Origin of the sequence: Psychromarinibacter sp. S121, from assembly GCF_049801035.1 — a bacterium.
Taxonomy (GTDB): domain Bacteria; phylum Pseudomonadota; class Alphaproteobacteria; order Rhodobacterales; family Rhodobacteraceae; genus Psychromarinibacter.
In genome coordinates, this window is sequence record NZ_JBNAGE010000005.1 from 192,178 (window position 1) to 207,177 (window position 15,000).

A 15,000-nucleotide genomic window follows, 5' to 3' on the forward strand; every position below is an offset into this window, starting at 1 on the left:
AGGCAATCCGGTCTTCGCGGTTGGCGCCAAACGGCAGAGGACATGACATGAGCGGACTTCTGGCGCTTCTCGACGACGTTGCAGCAATCGCCAAGGTGGCGGCGGCCTCGGTAGACGATGTCGTCGGGCAGGCCGTCAAAGCATCCTCCAAGGCAGCAGGCGCATTGATCGATGACGCTGCGGTGACTCCGAAATACGTTCACGGGTTCTCGGCCGACCGCGAAATCCCGATCGTCTGGAAGATCGCGCGGGGGTCGCTGTTCAACAAGCTGGTCATACTGCTTCCGCTCGCGCTGCTGCTTTCGACGTTTGCGCCGTGGGCCATCACGCCGTTGCTGATGCTGGGCGGTGCCTATCTGTGCTTTGAAGGCGCCGAAAAGGTCTGGCACGCCCTCAATCCGAACGATCACCACGCCGAAGAGGTCTACGCGGCCAAGCTCAAGGATGCGCACCTTGAAGAGAAGAAGGTCGCGGCGGCCATCAAGACTGACTTCATCCTGTCGGCCGAGATCATGACGATCACCCTTGCGGCGCTGCCCGAGGGTTTGTCGATCTGGTTCCTGGCTGCCGCGCTCGCAGTTGCGGGTTTGATGATCACCGTTATCGTATACGGCGCTGTCGCGCTGATCGTGAAGGCCGATGACCTCGGCTTGCACATGGCGTCCGCCGGGCGGCTGTCGATCACGCGGAAGCTAGGTGTCTTCATCGTCCGCGCAATGCCGAAGCTCATGTGGCTTCTGGTCGTGGTCGGCACGGCGGCGATGATCTGGGTTGGTGGATCGATCATCCTCCACGGGCTGCACGAGTTGGGCCTGCACGAACCCTATGACATCATCCACGACCTTGCAGTTTCGGCGGCATCAGCGGCGCCATCGATGTCCGGCGCAATAGAGTGGATCGTGACCGCTGTTCTGGATGGATTGGCCGGGCTTCTGATCGGGTTGCTGCTGATCCCGGTCGCGAAGTTTGCGATTGATCCGGCGCTTGCGATTTTCCGAAAGCGTGAAGCTGCGAAGGCCGGGTGAAGGTGCTGCCAGCGCGGGTGGGGGCTTGTCTTTACAGAGGCAGGTTGACTGCCCTTATGCCTCACAGAGACCGCGCCAATGAGCAAGAGCGTCTGGCCGATTCTTCTTGAAATCGGCTCTCGGTTAGCGGCTGCGTTGCGATCAACCGCACCGGGGCCCTTTGGCGCACCGCCATGGGACCGGAGACGTGGTGCGCGTTGTCATCCGACGTGGTTACTCCCCCAACGGCCAAGAGCCGGATAGACCCGACAAAGGTCGCCGGACGTTTTCGATGGTCAGGGAGATTTCAGGTAGTCCGCCGACACGTACCCGGTCACGTTCTGTGCCTTGGCGAGGGACACCCGGCACCAGAGTTGGCTCACTTCGGTCACGCAATCACGCTTCAGAAGTTCGGTCCCATCCGGCAGGCCCAGTATGACGCGGTAGCCAAGCCCCGGGCCTGCCCGCAATTTCAGAAGATCGTCCTGCCCGACACGATGGACAACAGCGTTCGTTCCAAGCGCAGCGCCGCACCCGGCAAGAAGCGTCGAAGCGATCAGGACTGTTGCGAGAGTTTTGTTCATATCCATGCCACGCGAATTTCCTGAGCGATTAGTGCCCGGTTTTGGCCGCCCGGACAATGGCGCAGGGAAGGTCCGGGCGAAGGGGCTGGGGGCCCGTCCCCGCGCCGCATCAGTCAGCATCAGCTTGCCGCGCGGCGGTTCGGTCTTGCTTCCAGCTGGCCGGGGTCGTGGGGCTGCGCCCGGACGCGACAGCTGATCGAAGCATGCCTGACGGCGCGCAGCCTAGCCGCCGGACTCGTCCCGGAGCCGGGCAAGCAAATACGGCTGCGCCTGCCAGAGCGTGGCAATCCTCGGATAGTCGACTTCCGGAATATCGATGCCCAGCCTGGCGTGAAGCGCCGATACGAAATTCAGTATGTCCATCGAGTCCAGTTCCAGATCGTCCTGCAGGTGATCCTCGTTCGCGATGTCCTCGGCGTCGAGATCGGGGGCGATCTTGACCAGCTCTTCCAGATAGATGGCGCGGATGTCTGGGTCTGTCATAGTGTCTCCGGCGATGCGATACGGGTTTCGAAGTCATTTATGAAACGCGCAGCCTGGCGGCCGTCACTGGCGCGGTGATCGGCTGAAAGCGTCATCGTCACCACCGTGCGCGCCGCCACCGCGCCATCCACGATCCAGGGACGGACATGGGGCGCGCCGATGCCGACAAGCGCGACCTGCGGAGGGAAGATCACGCCGGTCATCGCTTCTGCCCCCGTCTCACCCAAGCTGGAAATAGTGATGGTGCCCTCGGTCATCTCCGACGACCGCAGCCGCCCTGCCCGTGCGCGCGAAACCAGGTCACGCATACCGGCCATGGTCTCGTCCAAGCTCATCCGGTCCGCCCCGATCAGCGCGGGCGCAACCAGGCCGCCACCGCGAAGCGCCACGGCAACGCCGGCGTTCACACCGTCTGCCGCGTGGAACGCGCCGTCGATGAAATGGCCGTTCATCACCTTGACCTTCATTGCAGCGAGAACGGCGGCGCGGACCATCAGCGCGCCCAGCAGGATCCTTTTGTCCGGCGCGGCTCCTTCGTTTCGTGCCGCCAGCCAGTCGAGCGCAGGTTGCACGTCGATGGTTTCCGACAAGTAATAGTGCGGGATCGTCTGCTTGGAGCGGGTCATCGCGGCGGCGATGGCCTTCCGCATCTCGTCCATCTGCCCAAGGCGCTTCGCCGGCTTGTCGTGTTTGGGCGCGGACGCCCCTTCCACATCCGCCAACAGCACCGCACCGCCGGGGCCGCTGCCTTCCAAGGTGGCCAGATCGACTGAAAGCTCGCCTGCGCGGACCCGTGCGGCGGGCGAGGCCGCCGTCCGCCCGGATGGCGGGGCGGCGGTCGGCGCCACGACAGCGACCGGCTTTGCAAAAGCGGGCTCCGGCGTTTTCGCTGGCGTGGCGGGCGGCTCGGGTGTCGGCGCCGCGTCCTGCTCTCCTGCCGCGAGGATCAATGCCATGGGTGCGCCCACCGGCAGGTCCTGATCCAAATCTGCCTGCAACTCCCGAACCGTGCCTTCCTCGAAGCACTCGATTTCGATGGCTCCCTTCTGGGTCTCCACAACGGCGATGACATCCCCGCGCGTGACGGTGTCGCCCGGAGCGACCAGCCACTCGACAAGCTTGCCGCCTTCCATGTCCGACCCCAGCGACGGCATACGGAAGACACCCATCAATCCGCCCCCAGCATGTCGCGGACCGTAGCGACGATACCGGCAGCCTGTGGGATCGACGCCTGTTCAAGGTGTCTGGCGTAGGGGATCGGAACCTCGGCCGAGCAGACACGCCCCACCGGCGCATCCAGCGACCAGAACGCCTGTTCCATGATCCTGGCCGAAACCTCTGCCGCCAATGATCCGCTGCGCCAGCCCTCGTCCACGATCAGCGCACGGCGCGTCTTCGACACCGAAGCCATGATGGTCTTGTCGTCCAGAGGTCGCAGCGAACGCAGGTCGATGACCTCGGCCTCGATCCCTTCTTTCGCCAGCGTCTCCGCCGCTTCCAACGTCTTGAACAGCGACCCGCCATAGGTGATCAGGCTGACGTCCCTGCCCTCGCGCCTAACCGCAGCCCGAGAGATGCCGACCGGCCCGGCGTTCGCGTCAATCGCGCCTGTCATGTTGTACAGCATGACGTTCTCGAAGATCAGCACCGGGTCCGGGTCCTCGAGCGCCGTCCACAGCATGCCGCGCGCGTCTTCCAACGTGGCCGGGGCCAGCACCTTCAGGCCGGGAATGTGGGCATACCAGCCCTCCAGACTATGCGAATGCTGCGCAGCAAGCTGCTTGCCGGCCCCGGTCGCCATCCGGATCACCAAGGGCACGCCGAACTGCCCGCCGGACATGTGGCGAAGCGTTGCGGCGGTGTTGAGTATCTGGTCCAGCGCCAGCATCGAGAAGTTCACCGTCATCAATTCGACGATGGGCCGCATCCCTGCCGCCGCTGCGCCGATCCCGGCGCCCGTGAAGCCGCTTTCCGACAGCGGCGTATCGCGGATCCGGCCGTCGCCGAACTCTTCCAGCAGGCCCTTGGAGACCGCATAGCAGCCGCCATAGGCGCCAACATCCTCGCCCATCAGGAACACGCGGTCATCTTTCTGCATTGCCTCGCGCAGCGCCTGCCGGATCGCCTCGCGATAGGTCGTCTGAACCGTCTCGCCAGAGGGCACGGCCCCAGCGGGAGGCTCTTGCTGCGGCCCCAGCACGTTATCCGTCAGGCGTTCCACCGGCTCCCATGTTCCGGCCTCGGCGAAGGCGACGGCCTCGGCAATTTCCTTATCGGCCTGCTCTTCCAGATCCGCGATGTCGCCTTCATGAACCAGACCGCTTTGCAGCAACCATTCGCGGAACTTCAGGATCGGGCCGCGCTTGCGCCATTCCTCGACCTCGGACTTGTCGCGGTACAACTGCGCGTCGAACATGGAATGCGCCCGGAAACGATAGCTTCGGCATTCCAGGAACACCGGCTTACCCGTCTCTCGCACCTGACGAAGCGCCTTGCGGGCCGCGACTTCGACCGCGACGACATCCATCCCGTCGACCTGCCACGCGTCGATGTCGTAGGCCGCGGCCTTCTTGTGGATATCGGTCTCTGCCTCGGTTCGCGACAGGGCCGACCCCATCGCGTATCCGTTGTTTTCGCAGACAAAAAGCACCGGCAGGTCCCAAAGTGCGGCCAAGTTCATCGCCTCGTGAAACTCGCCTTCGGCCACTGCGCCCTCGCCGAAGAAACAGGCGGTGACGTGGCTTTCGCCGCGCATCCGGTCCGCCAGCGCAAGACCGGTGGCCAATGGAAGCCCGCCGCCGACGATTGCGTTGCCGCCGTAGAAATTCGTCCCGGCATCAAACAGGTGCATCGAGCCCCCGCGCCCGCCCGAGCACCCCTCGGCCTTTCCGTACATCTCGGCCATGATCTTCGTCATTGGCACGCCGCGGGCCAGAGCGTGGCCGTGCTCGCGATAGGTGGCGACGACCCTGTCACCGTCCTCCAACAGCGGGATCACACCGGCCGCGATCGCTTCCTCGCCATCATACAGATGCAGAAAGCCGCGGATCTTTTCCTGCGTGTAAAGTTCGGCGCATTTGTCCTCGAACCTGCGGATGCGGATCATGGCGCCCAACAGCGCCAGAACATGCGTCCGATCGAGCTTTGGCTTGTCGACCACGGTCATGTCTCGTCACCCTCCAACGTGGAAATGTCGCCCTCGGGCAGGCCAAGTTCGCGCGCCTTGAGCAAGCGCCGCATGATTTTGCCGGAACGGGTTTTGGGAAGGGTCGTTCGGAACACCACCTCGCGCGGGGCGACCGCCGGACCCAGTTTCTTTCGAGCATGGCCACGAATGTCGCGCTCCAGATCCTCTTCGGGTGCGAAGCCTGGATTGAGCGTGACATAGGCTTTGACCACTTCGCCCGCCGTCTCGTCAGGCACGCCGATCACACCGGCTTCCGCGACCGCGGGATGCTCTATCAATGCGCTTTCTACTTCGAACGGGCCGATGAGATGGCCGGACGTCTTGATCAGGTCATCCGCCCGACCGACGAACCAGAAATACCCCTCTGCATCGCGCATCGCGAGGTCACCCGAAAGGTACCAGCCATCGACGAAACACATCCGATACCGCGCCTCTTCGTGCAGGTAGGCGCGCATCATCGACGGCCAGCCCGGTCGCAAAGCCAATTCGCCGATCTCACCGGCCTTCAGCTCGCGCACCCCCTCCCCGTCGCGCTCGACGATCCCCGCCTCGATGCCGGGCATGGGCTTGCCCATCGAGCCCGGCCTGACCTTCATTCCCGGCCGGTTGGCGATCATGATGCCGCCGGTTTCGGTCTGCCACCAATTGTCGTGGAACGGCTGACCGAACACCTTTTCAGACCAGAGCACCGCCTCGGGGTTCAGCGGTTCTCCGACGCTGGCAAGAAACCGGATCGATGAGAAATCATAGCGTGCCGCCGCCTCAGCACCGGACCGCATGAGCATCCGGATAGCGGTCGGGGCGCTGTACCAGACCTGAACTTTCTCTCGTTGGACGGTGCCATACCAACGATCGAGGTCGAATTCCGCTTCGTCCACGATCATCCGCGTCCGGTTCACCAGCGGCGCGATGATCCCGTAAGAGGTGCCCGTGACCCAGCCGGGATCCGCCGTACACCAGTAGACAGTGCCGGGGCGCAGGTCCAAGGCCTCTCGACCGGAGTAGGCGTGATAACGCACCGCTTCGTGGACATGCACAGCCCCTTTCGGCTTGCCCGTCGTCCCGGACGTGAAATGGATCAGCGCCGGGTCCTCCGGCCCGGTTTTCACCGCTTCGAATTCCGGCGATGCGGCCGCCATGGCAGGTCCAAGCGCGGTACATCCGTCAGGCGCGGTTTCACCGACGATCAGCACAAGCTTCAGCGATGGCAGTTCATGAGCCCAGCCCGCAATCTTGCGCTTGAAGAGTTGCGGCGTGGTGACCAGCACATTCGCGCTGCCAATTTCCATCCGGGTTCGAATGGGCTCGGGTCCGAAGGCAGAGAACAGTGGCGTGAACACCAAACCTGCCTTCAGCGTCCCCAACGCGGCGACGTAAAGCTCTGGCACCCGTCCCATCAGGACGAATACGCTGTCTCCCTTGCTTAGACCGTGCGCAGCCAGAACATTGGCGAACCGCGACGATTGCCCGGCGAGATCGGCATAGTCGAATTCCCGCCGTTCGCCCGCCTTTCCCAGCCACAGCATCGCCGGGTCCGAGCCGTGACCGTGCAGTACGTGTCGGTCGACCGCCTCATATGCAATGTTGATAAAGCCGTCCGGGGCGTCGATGAGATCCCGAGCCTGAGACCAGGGATCGTTAGCCGCCACACGGACCGACGTGACAATCGTCGATTCCGTCTGTTCCATGGCTCTCCTCCTGCCGAGAGCCTGGCAGGCTCCTTGAGGCGCGAACATGATTCAGGTCAATTTGGCCACCCACGCAGGGAATGCTCCACCGCAAGGCGGATCATCCGTGCGCTCGCCCTGAACCGCTCGAAGCGGGGCGGTGTGCCCTGCCGAAGGACGAGCCGACGTTATGCCCCTGCGGCCGGATTTGCATGACAAACGTCCGCCGGTCACTAACCTCTCATTGGCAAAAGCAGCCGCTATCCATCGCCCCGGTCAGCTGCACATCAGGCACAAAGCCCATGCGGTCGATCACATCGCGATCTGGATCGACTCCCGGGGCGATCTCGACCAAGGACGGCCCCTTCTCGGACAAACGAAAGACGGCGCGTTCCGTGACATAAAGCACCTCTTGCCCCTGTTTGAGAGCCTGCGCACCGGAGAAGGTGATCTGATCGACGTGCGGGACGAATTTCTGGATCTCGCCGTGGCGTTGAATGGTCAGTGTGCCATGTCCCGTTTCCATCTGCGCGCCTTTCGCATCGAAGGTGCCGACGAACACGACCTTTCGAGCGTTCTGCGCGATGTCGATGAACCCGCCCGGGCCCACCGGCAGGCCGCCGAGCTTGGACGCGTTCACGTTGCCCGCAGCGTCGACCTGTCCGAAACCCAAGAACGCGATGTCGAGACCGCCACCGCTGTAGAAATCGAACTGGCTCGGACCATCGATCATGCAGGTCGCGTTCTGCGCGTAACCAAACAACGTTCCGGTCAAAAGCCGCCCGCCGTAGGTGCCATGTTCGATCGTCTGGTAATAACGCCCGGTGTCTCCCCGGGCGGCGACGATGGTGGCAATCTCGTCGGGAATACCGTAGCCGAAATTGATGATGGCCCCGTCCACCAATTCCTGACGGGCACGATTTGCCACGATACGGCGCGGTGAAAACCCCGGGTCCGCTGGCGGCGGCAATTCGGTGCGCGACTGACCGGAGATCGAAGGATCATAGGCGATTTCATAGCCCTGCGTCTGGTTGCCATCGACGACGATGGCATCCACGATGGCCGCCGGAACGCGCACTTGCCGCGCAGCCAAGGCTCCGGCGGGCACGCGCTTTCGCACCTGGAAGATCACCTTGCCGCCTGAATTGTGCACCGCCGCGGCAATGGCATAGGTGTCCACGTTGGCTGGCTCTTCATCGAGCGAGATATTGCCCTCGTCATCCGAAATCGAGCCCTTGAGCAGGCAGGCATGGATCGGAAACGGTAGGTAGCGCAGGTATTCACGACCGTTGATCTGCATAACCTCGCAAAGCGGGTCCTTGGCGGCTTCGTTCATCCGCCCGCCATCGACGCGCGGGTCGATGAAAGTGCCAAGCCCGACATGGGTGATAAGCCCCGGACGCCCCGCCGCAATCTCGCGCATAAGCTGCATGGCGACGCCCCCCGGCAAGACATGCGCTTCGATTTCGTTTTTTGCGGCCATTTCCTGCATCTTCGGCGACCAGACCCAATGCCCGCCGATGACCTTGCGGACCATGCCTTCGTGCGCGAACCGCCCGACACCGGTGCCCTTGCGGTTACCGATCCCCAAAGCATGCACAAGCGTCATGTTGCGCGGATGACCCGTGTCGAGGAAGCGCGTCTCAATCGCTTCTTGCAAAAGCATCGCCTCGCACAAGCCGCCGCCCCCGCCCGTGATGGCAATGGTTGCCTCATCGGGCACAAGCGCCACGGCTTCGCTGGCTGACATGAACTTGTCCCGCATCATGCGCTCCAAGGGTCGAAAATGGCGCTGCCGCCCTTGAGCATGGACTTTGCGATCACGCTGCGATGGACTTCGGACGCTCCGTCAAAGATGCGGTAGATACGGGCATCGCGGTAGTAGCGCTCGATGGGAAGATCCTTGGAAAACCCCATGCCGCCAAAGATCTGCACAGCGCGGTCCACGACCCGGCCCAGTGTCTCGGCGCCTTGCACCTTGAGTGCGGAGATTTTCGCGCGCGGATCCATTCCCGCGTCCAATTCCCACGCGCATTGCCAAAGCGCGGCACGCGCCGCGTTGATCTCGATCGCACTGTCCGCGAGCATCTGCTGCACCATTTGGAAATCGCCAATCGCCTGACCGAACTGCTTGCGGTCCCGCGCGTGGTCGAGGGTCATGCCGAGGATCTTGGTCGACTTTCCAATCGCCCGCGCCGCGACCTGCGCCAAACGCACGCGGCCAAGCACGGAAAGGGCGAGTTTCAACCCTTCGCCCTCGCGACCCAAAAGATGTTCGTCCGTCAGTTCCACATCGTCGAAATGCAACTCGAGATGCGAGGTGCCGCGAATGCCCATCATCGGCTGGTCGCGCCCGATCTTGAACCCCGCCACGCCCTTGTCGACAAGGAACATCGAAATCCCACGATGCCCCTTGTCGGGATCGGTGACGGCTGTGACCACGAAGAAATCCGAATACGCGCCGTCGGAGATGTAGTGTTTCATCCCGTTGAGCACCCACTTGTCACCCCTCCTCACGGCGCGCGTCTTGATCCCGGCCGCGTCCGAACCCGCGCCGGGCTCGGTAAACGCGATGGAACACACGCGTTCGCCGGTCACCGCCGGCTTCAACCAGCGGTCGATCTGCGGCCCTTCGCAGGAGAAAAGCACCTCGTAGACATTGCCGAAGGCGCGCCGGATGAGAATGTCAGTCGTGTGTCCGAACTGCTCTTCGAGCATCATCTGATCGAGGCAGGACAACCCGCCCCCGCCGAATTCTTCGGGCACGTTCATCCCGTAAAGTCCCAGCGCCGAGGACTTCTCGAAAACCGCTTTCGCGGTTGCATCATCCAGCACGCCCGTGTCTTCGATACCTTGCTCCAAGGGGGCCAATTCGTTCTTGATGAAGTCACGTACCGTGTCGACGAGCAGTCTTTGTTCGTAAGAAATCTCAAAGTCCATCGGTCAGTCCTTGTCTGGGGCCTCAGCGCAGCGGCGAAAAGCCGAGCGGGCGAAGAATTTCATGGTAAAAGACGCCGTCTTCCGGGGCCGTCAGCGTGTTGAAATCATTGGCAGTAAGGGTCACGTGACTGCCGGGCGCGGTGCCGGAAACGACCCGGAAACCAGCAAGCGCATCCCCCGAAAGCGCCGAGCCCGAGTACGACAAACCATTCAAGCGGTTCGCGAACATCGGGGCGCTTTGGGCTTCGTTCGGATGGGAATTGCGCCGCGACGCGATGACATCGTCGAAGCTCGGCGACGACCGTTCCAGCAACATGATCCGGTTCTGCTGCGCCACGACATCGACAAAGGCCTTGGGAATGAAATCGTCCATCCACGCACGCTCGGCAAGAAGGCTCGCGCGGCAGGCATCGCGCTCCTGGAAGCTCTCGTAGATCCAAAGATGTTCTATGCGATTGAGAGCACCGGATTCCGTCATCCAGTAGCCACCCAACGGCAAGTGGCGCGTAACGAGGCCAAGGCCGAAGGTCCGGAAAAACTCCAGATATACCGTAGCCTTGCCCGGCTTCAGGTCATAGGTCCGAAGCTCAAAAAACACACATGCTCCTCCCGACTGGTGTCGGGCAAAACATGCAAACTGAAGAGGCCTACCGAAATGGACGATTGAAATTTTGTGTTGGACGATCCTTCAGCCACCCACGCGGGTCGTGGTCGCCGCTTCGGCGCGAAAAGTGCCCGGCGGTGTGCCGACCCTTTTGGAGAAGAAGCGATTGAAATACGCGGGGTCTTCGTAGCCGATGGAATGCCCGATCTCGGCCACGGTCATTTCTGTGTAAAGCAGACAGCGCTTTGCCTCGACCACGATCCGGTCATACAGCACCTCTGACGCCGTCCGTCCGGCGCGCAGCCTGCATGCTGCATTCAGCCTTTGCGTCGAAACGCCGATGTTGCGCGCATAGAAGGCCAAGGATTTCTGACTGCGGAAATGCGTCTCGATGGCGGCCCGGTAGCGTGTGACCAATTCAAAGTCCCGATCCTGGCGCGAAGGTTCGGCACCTGACCGGTTCTCGGCCACCCGCAGAAGCGATACCAGCACGTTCAGAAAACACCCGCGGATGGCGGTCCGCCGCCCCGGAGCATCCCAGTGGGCCTCGGTCAGGATCTGGTTGAAATGCTGCGGCACCGTCGATCCGCAGGGGCTGTCATCTGGCACTGAATAGACACCGGGTGTACGCGTGATCGCGATCAGCCGGGGATCATCGCGCGCCACGGCTTCGACATAGCTCACCGCAGCCGTGACAACGCGCCCCTCTGTGCCGGGCTCGAACCGGATTTCGTGGAGCGCGCCGGCCGGTTGCACGACCAGGGAACGGGCTGACGCCACATAGGTTTCGCCCTCGATCACAAACCGTGCGCCGCCCTCGGCAATCCAGAGAATTTGCACGTGGTCGGGATGCAGATGCGGGTGAATAATCCAATCGTGTCGCAAAGAGCGCTCGCGAATAGGTTCGACATGGATCGTGTCGAGATCCTCATCGAGTTGCTCATCTCCATACAGATAAAAGCTTGGAGCAGGTGCTCCGACAGTCAACGCCTTGACTCCCCATCTGATCGCGCCTCCTCCCACAGATGGCGCCGCTATCGAATTGTCCAACAAAAATGCCGTCCTGTCCATTGGCCTCAAGCGCCCGCTCCGGCGTAATCGCACCGCAGTCAAATGGGAGGAGCACATGAGCCTGCGGCCCAAGGGAAACGAGACCTATGATGTTGTCGTCATCGGCTCCGGCGCGGGGGGAATGTCCACCGCGATCACCGCGAAAAAACACGGTTTGTCCGTAGCGATCATCGAGAAGGAGCCGGTTTTCGGCGGGACGACGGCTTTTTCCGGCGGCGTGCTCTGGATCCCGCGCAGCCACTATGCGGCCGACGCAGGGATCGAGGACAGCCGCGAAGACGCGATCACGTACATGAAGGAAGAAACCGGCAACTTCTATGCCGCCGACGCGGTCGAGGCGTTCATCGATGCCGGTCCCGAGATGGTGGATTGGTTCGAACGCGAGACCTCCGTCAAGTTCGTCCCGACGCTTTATCCTGACTACCACCCGGATGTGCCGGGCGGCGTCGATGTGGGGCGGTCCATTCTGGCGGCCCCTTTCGATACCTCAACGCTTGGCGAGAACCTTAAACGTCTGCGCCCGCCACTCGCGACGATCACCTTCATGGGCATGATGTTCAATTCGTCGAACGCCGACATCAAACACTTCTTCAACGCGACCAAAAGCGCCAAGAGCTTTGCGTATGTCACCAAACGCATGGTCAAGCATTTCGCGGAAATGGCACGCTATGGTCGCGGCATTCAGGTGACTTCGGGCAACGCGCTTGCGGCGCGGCTGGCGAAATCGGTCTTCGATCTCGATATCCCTGTCTACACCGAGACCCCCGCCGAGGAACTGCTTGTCGAGGCCGGTCGCGTAACCGGCGTGCGCGTTCCCGGCGCGGTTCTGACGGCAAACAAGGCCGTTGTGATCGCCACGGGCGGGTTCGCCCATGACATTGAAAAACTGAAAAAGGCCTACCCCCATTTGGCGCGCGGCGGCGAACACTTCTCGCCCGTGCCCGAGGGCAATACCGGCGACGGCATTCGTTTGGCCGAGAATATCGGCGGCCATGCCCCCGTCGAGTTCAACGACACCTCTGCCTGGATGCCCGTGTCAAAAGTCCCGATGGGCGGCGGCAAGTTCGGTGCATTCCCGCACCTGCTGGATCGCTACAAGCCGGGCATCATCGCTGTGCTGAAAACGGGCAAGCGGTTCACCAATGAAAGCGAGAGCTACCACGATGTGGGCGCCGCGCTCATGCGCGCCTGCCACGGTGAGACAGAGACCGCCGCCTGGCTTGTCTGCGACCATCCGACGATCCGAAAATACGGGCTGGGCTTCGCAAAGCCCGCGCCGGTGCCACTTGGGAAGTATATTTCGAATGGCTACCTCCAGAAGGGCAACACGCTCGCCGAACTCGCCCGCGCGACTGGCATCGACGCCGCCGCGCTAGAGGCGACCGTCGCGACCTACAACAAGGACGCGGTGCGCGGCGAGGACCCGGAATTCGGGCGCGGCAAAACGAGCTTCAACCGCTATCTCGCCGATCCCGAGCACAAACCGAACCCCTGCGTGGGGCCGATCCAAAAGGGCCCGTTCTACGCGCTCAAGATCGTCATGGGCGATCTTGGTACGTTCGACGGGCTCAAGACGACAGTCGAGGGACAAGTGAAACGCGAGGATGGATCGACGATTGAGGGACTATTCGCAGTCGGCAACGACCGCGCCTCGATCATGGGCGGAAATTATCCCGGAGCCGGGATCACATTGGGCCCGGCGATGACCTTCGGATACATCACCGGCCGATACCTCGCTGGGGTGAGCACATGAGCTGGCTCGGCCTTACGGGAAAGGTCGCGGTGGTCACCGGCGCAGGCGGCGGCATCGGCAAGGCGATTTCCAGCGCCTTCGCGGGTGCGGGCGCAAACGTCGCGCTGCTTGACCTGGATGGCGCGGCGGCGACGGACTCGGCCAACGAAATCGGCGGTCTCGGTATCCGCTGCGACGTGACAGACCCGGCATCGGTCGCGGAAGCGGTCGCAAAGGTAGAGGCCGCGCTTGGCCCCGCCGATGTGCTTGTGAACAACGCGGCCTTCCTAAGCCCCGGCAGTCTCGACGAGGTCGACATCGCGGCTTGGCAAGCCATGCTGGACGTGAACCTCACAGGCTATCTGCGAAGCGCACAGGCTTTCGGGGCCGCGATGCTTGAACGCGGGTCTGGCGCTCTGGTTCATGTCGGGTCCATTTCAGGCAACCACCAGCAAGCATTCTCCAACGCATATTCGGCGTCGAAAGCGGCGGTCTCGATGCTGTCCCGGCAACTCGCCTTTGAATGGGGGCCGCGAGGTGTGCGCTCGAACGTCGTCGCACCGGGCCTTGTCCGCACACCGCTCTCTGAGGCGTTTTATGCCGATCCCATAACCAGGGCCGCCCGTGAAAAGGTTGTGCCACTTCGCCGGATCGGTCGCGCCCTGGATATTGCCGAGGCCGTTGTTTTCTTTGCCTCCGACCGCGCCAGCTACATCTCCGGCCAAGAGGTCATCGTCGATGGCGGCTATGCCCAAACGTTGATGAGCCACGTCCCCCGGCCCGGCTATGCTGATGACTAAGCCTGTTGTGCTTGTCACCGGTGGCGCGGACGGGATCGGGCGTGCGACTGCAGCGCTTTTTGCCGGCCGCGGATACAGGGTAGTCATTGCTGACCTTCAGGGCGCAGAGGACGCGGCGCTGGCATTGGGGCCGGAACACAGCGGGCACCGATTGGACGTAACCGACGAGCCGGCAGTCTGCGCGCTGGCGAGCGGTCTGGAGCGGATCGATGTCTTGGTGAACAACGCGGGCATCGGCGACAGCCACTTGCCCACTGTCGAGCAGGACCTGGAGACATTCCGAAAAGTTCTCGACGTCCATCTCGCAGGCGCGTTCCTGATGGCCCGGGAATGCGGACGGCGCATGATCGCGCAAGAAAGCGGTGCGATCGTGAACCTCTCATCCATCGCGGGCGTCGTCGGCCTGCCCCGCCGCAACGCCTACGGTGCCGCCAAGGCCGGGGTCGCGATGATGACCCGCTCGCTGGCCGCCGAATGGGCCGGATCGGGCGTCCGGGTCAATGCGGTCGCCCCGGGCTATGCCCGCACAGCGCTCGTGGAAAAATTGGTCGCAGCAGGGCGCATCGATCTTGAAGCCATCAAGAAACGTGTGCCGCAGGGGCGGCTCATCGATCCTGAAGAGATCGCGGAAGCCATCTGGTTTCTCGCCTCACCCGCCGCGAGTGCCATCACCGGCGTTACGCTATCCGTCGATGCGGGTTGGGCGGCGTTCGGCGATTTCGGCGACGCGTCCTAACCAAGCAATCCGCAAATCGCGCGGCGCGGCGGTCGCAAATGGCGAAACGGGCGGGCGTGATAAAGCGGATCGCAAAGCCGAACGCTGAAAATGCCGAGCTCACTGGCCGCCGTGCGGTCCATCGCCTCGATTCCTGCAAGCATTTTCGTACCTTTGAAACGCGGCAGGCGCTGACCAAGTTGGTTCACGTTC

Annotated in this window: 14 protein-coding genes; 4 read left to right on the forward strand and 10 right to left on the reverse strand. The window is 62.7% G+C overall.

The features are described from left to right. Window positions 1-47 precede the first annotated feature (47 nt). Complete coding sequence (locus tag ACP156_RS21525; RefSeq protein WP_425053524.1) at window positions 48-1,025, forward strand: DUF808 domain-containing protein; 978 nt, start codon at window positions 48-50, stop codon at window positions 1,023-1,025. Between the two features lie 275 nt (window positions 1,026-1,300). Here the strand turns inward: ACP156_RS21525 and ACP156_RS21530 are convergent, their stop codons facing one another. The 9 genes from ACP156_RS21530 to ACP156_RS21570 form a co-directional block, all read right to left on the reverse strand. Continuing rightward, a complete protein-coding gene (locus ACP156_RS21530) occupies window positions 1,301-1,588 on the reverse strand; it encodes an SH3 domain-containing protein (RefSeq protein WP_425053525.1) in 288 nt (95 codons plus the stop codon). Between the two features lie 222 nt (window positions 1,589-1,810). Beyond that, window positions 1,811-2,071 (reverse strand): acyl carrier protein, encoded by a 261-nt coding sequence (locus ACP156_RS21535; protein WP_425053447.1) that lies wholly within the window; start codon window positions 2,069-2,071, stop codon window positions 1,811-1,813. Further along, entirely contained in the window at window positions 2,068-3,240 is a 1,173-nt protein-coding gene (locus ACP156_RS21540; protein ID WP_425053448.1) for a dihydrolipoamide acetyltransferase family protein, read from the reverse strand. Before ACP156_RS21540 ends, ACP156_RS21535 begins: the two co-directional genes overlap by 4 nt. Continuing rightward, window positions 3,240-5,237, reverse strand: coding sequence for a pyruvate dehydrogenase (acetyl-transferring) E1 component subunit alpha (gene pdhA / locus ACP156_RS21545; RefSeq protein WP_425053449.1), 1,998 nt, complete (start codon window positions 5,235-5,237; stop codon window positions 3,240-3,242). The genes ACP156_RS21540 and pdhA overlap by 1 nt, the downstream gene beginning before the upstream one ends. Beyond that, a complete protein-coding gene (gene acsA, locus ACP156_RS21550; protein WP_425053450.1) occupies window positions 5,234-6,946 on the reverse strand; it encodes an acetate--CoA ligase in 1,713 nt (570 codons plus the stop codon). The genes pdhA and acsA overlap by 4 nt, the downstream gene beginning before the upstream one ends. A gap of 220 nt (window positions 6,947-7,166) precedes the next feature. Beyond that, window positions 7,167-8,690 (reverse strand): acyl CoA:acetate/3-ketoacid CoA transferase, encoded by a 1,524-nt coding sequence (locus tag ACP156_RS21555; RefSeq protein WP_425053451.1) that lies wholly within the window; start codon window positions 8,688-8,690, stop codon window positions 7,167-7,169. Further along, window positions 8,690-9,865 carry an acyl-CoA dehydrogenase family protein gene (locus ACP156_RS21560; protein ID WP_425053452.1) on the reverse strand — a complete coding sequence of 392 codons (1,176 nt, stop codon included), beginning with the start codon at window positions 9,863-9,865 and terminating at the stop codon, window positions 8,690-8,692. Before ACP156_RS21560 ends, ACP156_RS21555 begins: the two co-directional genes overlap by 1 nt. A 22-nt stretch (window positions 9,866-9,887) precedes the next feature. After that, the gene (locus ACP156_RS21565) at window positions 9,888-10,463 is read right to left on the reverse strand and encodes an NIPSNAP family protein (protein ID WP_425053453.1); all 576 of its coding nucleotides are present in this window, start codon (window positions 10,461-10,463) and stop codon (window positions 9,888-9,890) included. 90 nt (window positions 10,464-10,553) lie between these two features. Further along, window positions 10,554-11,456 (reverse strand): helix-turn-helix domain-containing protein, encoded by a 903-nt coding sequence (locus ACP156_RS21570; RefSeq protein ID WP_425053454.1) that lies wholly within the window; start codon window positions 11,454-11,456, stop codon window positions 10,554-10,556. Between the two features lie 4 nt (window positions 11,457-11,460). Between ACP156_RS21570 and ACP156_RS21575 the strand changes: the two genes are divergently transcribed. From ACP156_RS21575 to ACP156_RS21585, 3 genes are read left to right on the forward strand one after another with little or no spacing between them, the layout of a single operon-like run. Continuing rightward, window positions 11,461-13,293: an FAD-dependent oxidoreductase gene (locus ACP156_RS21575; RefSeq protein WP_425053455.1), complete on the forward strand. Its 1,833-nt coding sequence runs from the start codon at window positions 11,461-11,463 to the stop codon at window positions 13,291-13,293. Continuing rightward, window positions 13,290-14,072 (forward strand): SDR family NAD(P)-dependent oxidoreductase, encoded by a 783-nt coding sequence (locus ACP156_RS21580; protein ID WP_425053456.1) that lies wholly within the window; start codon window positions 13,290-13,292, stop codon window positions 14,070-14,072. Before ACP156_RS21575 ends, ACP156_RS21580 begins: the two co-directional genes overlap by 4 nt. Then, the gene (locus tag ACP156_RS21585) at window positions 14,059-14,808 is read left to right on the forward strand and encodes an SDR family oxidoreductase (RefSeq protein ID WP_425053457.1); all 750 of its coding nucleotides are present in this window, start codon (window positions 14,059-14,061) and stop codon (window positions 14,806-14,808) included. Before ACP156_RS21580 ends, ACP156_RS21585 begins: the two co-directional genes overlap by 14 nt. On the opposite strand, the gene ACP156_RS21590 is transcribed toward ACP156_RS21585, so the two are convergent. Then, the gene (locus tag ACP156_RS21590) at window positions 14,805-14,996 is read right to left on the reverse strand and encodes a hypothetical protein (protein WP_425053458.1); all 192 of its coding nucleotides are present in this window, start codon (window positions 14,994-14,996) and stop codon (window positions 14,805-14,807) included. The genes ACP156_RS21585 and ACP156_RS21590 overlap by 4 nt on opposite strands. Window positions 14,997-15,000: the final 4 nt, after the last annotated feature.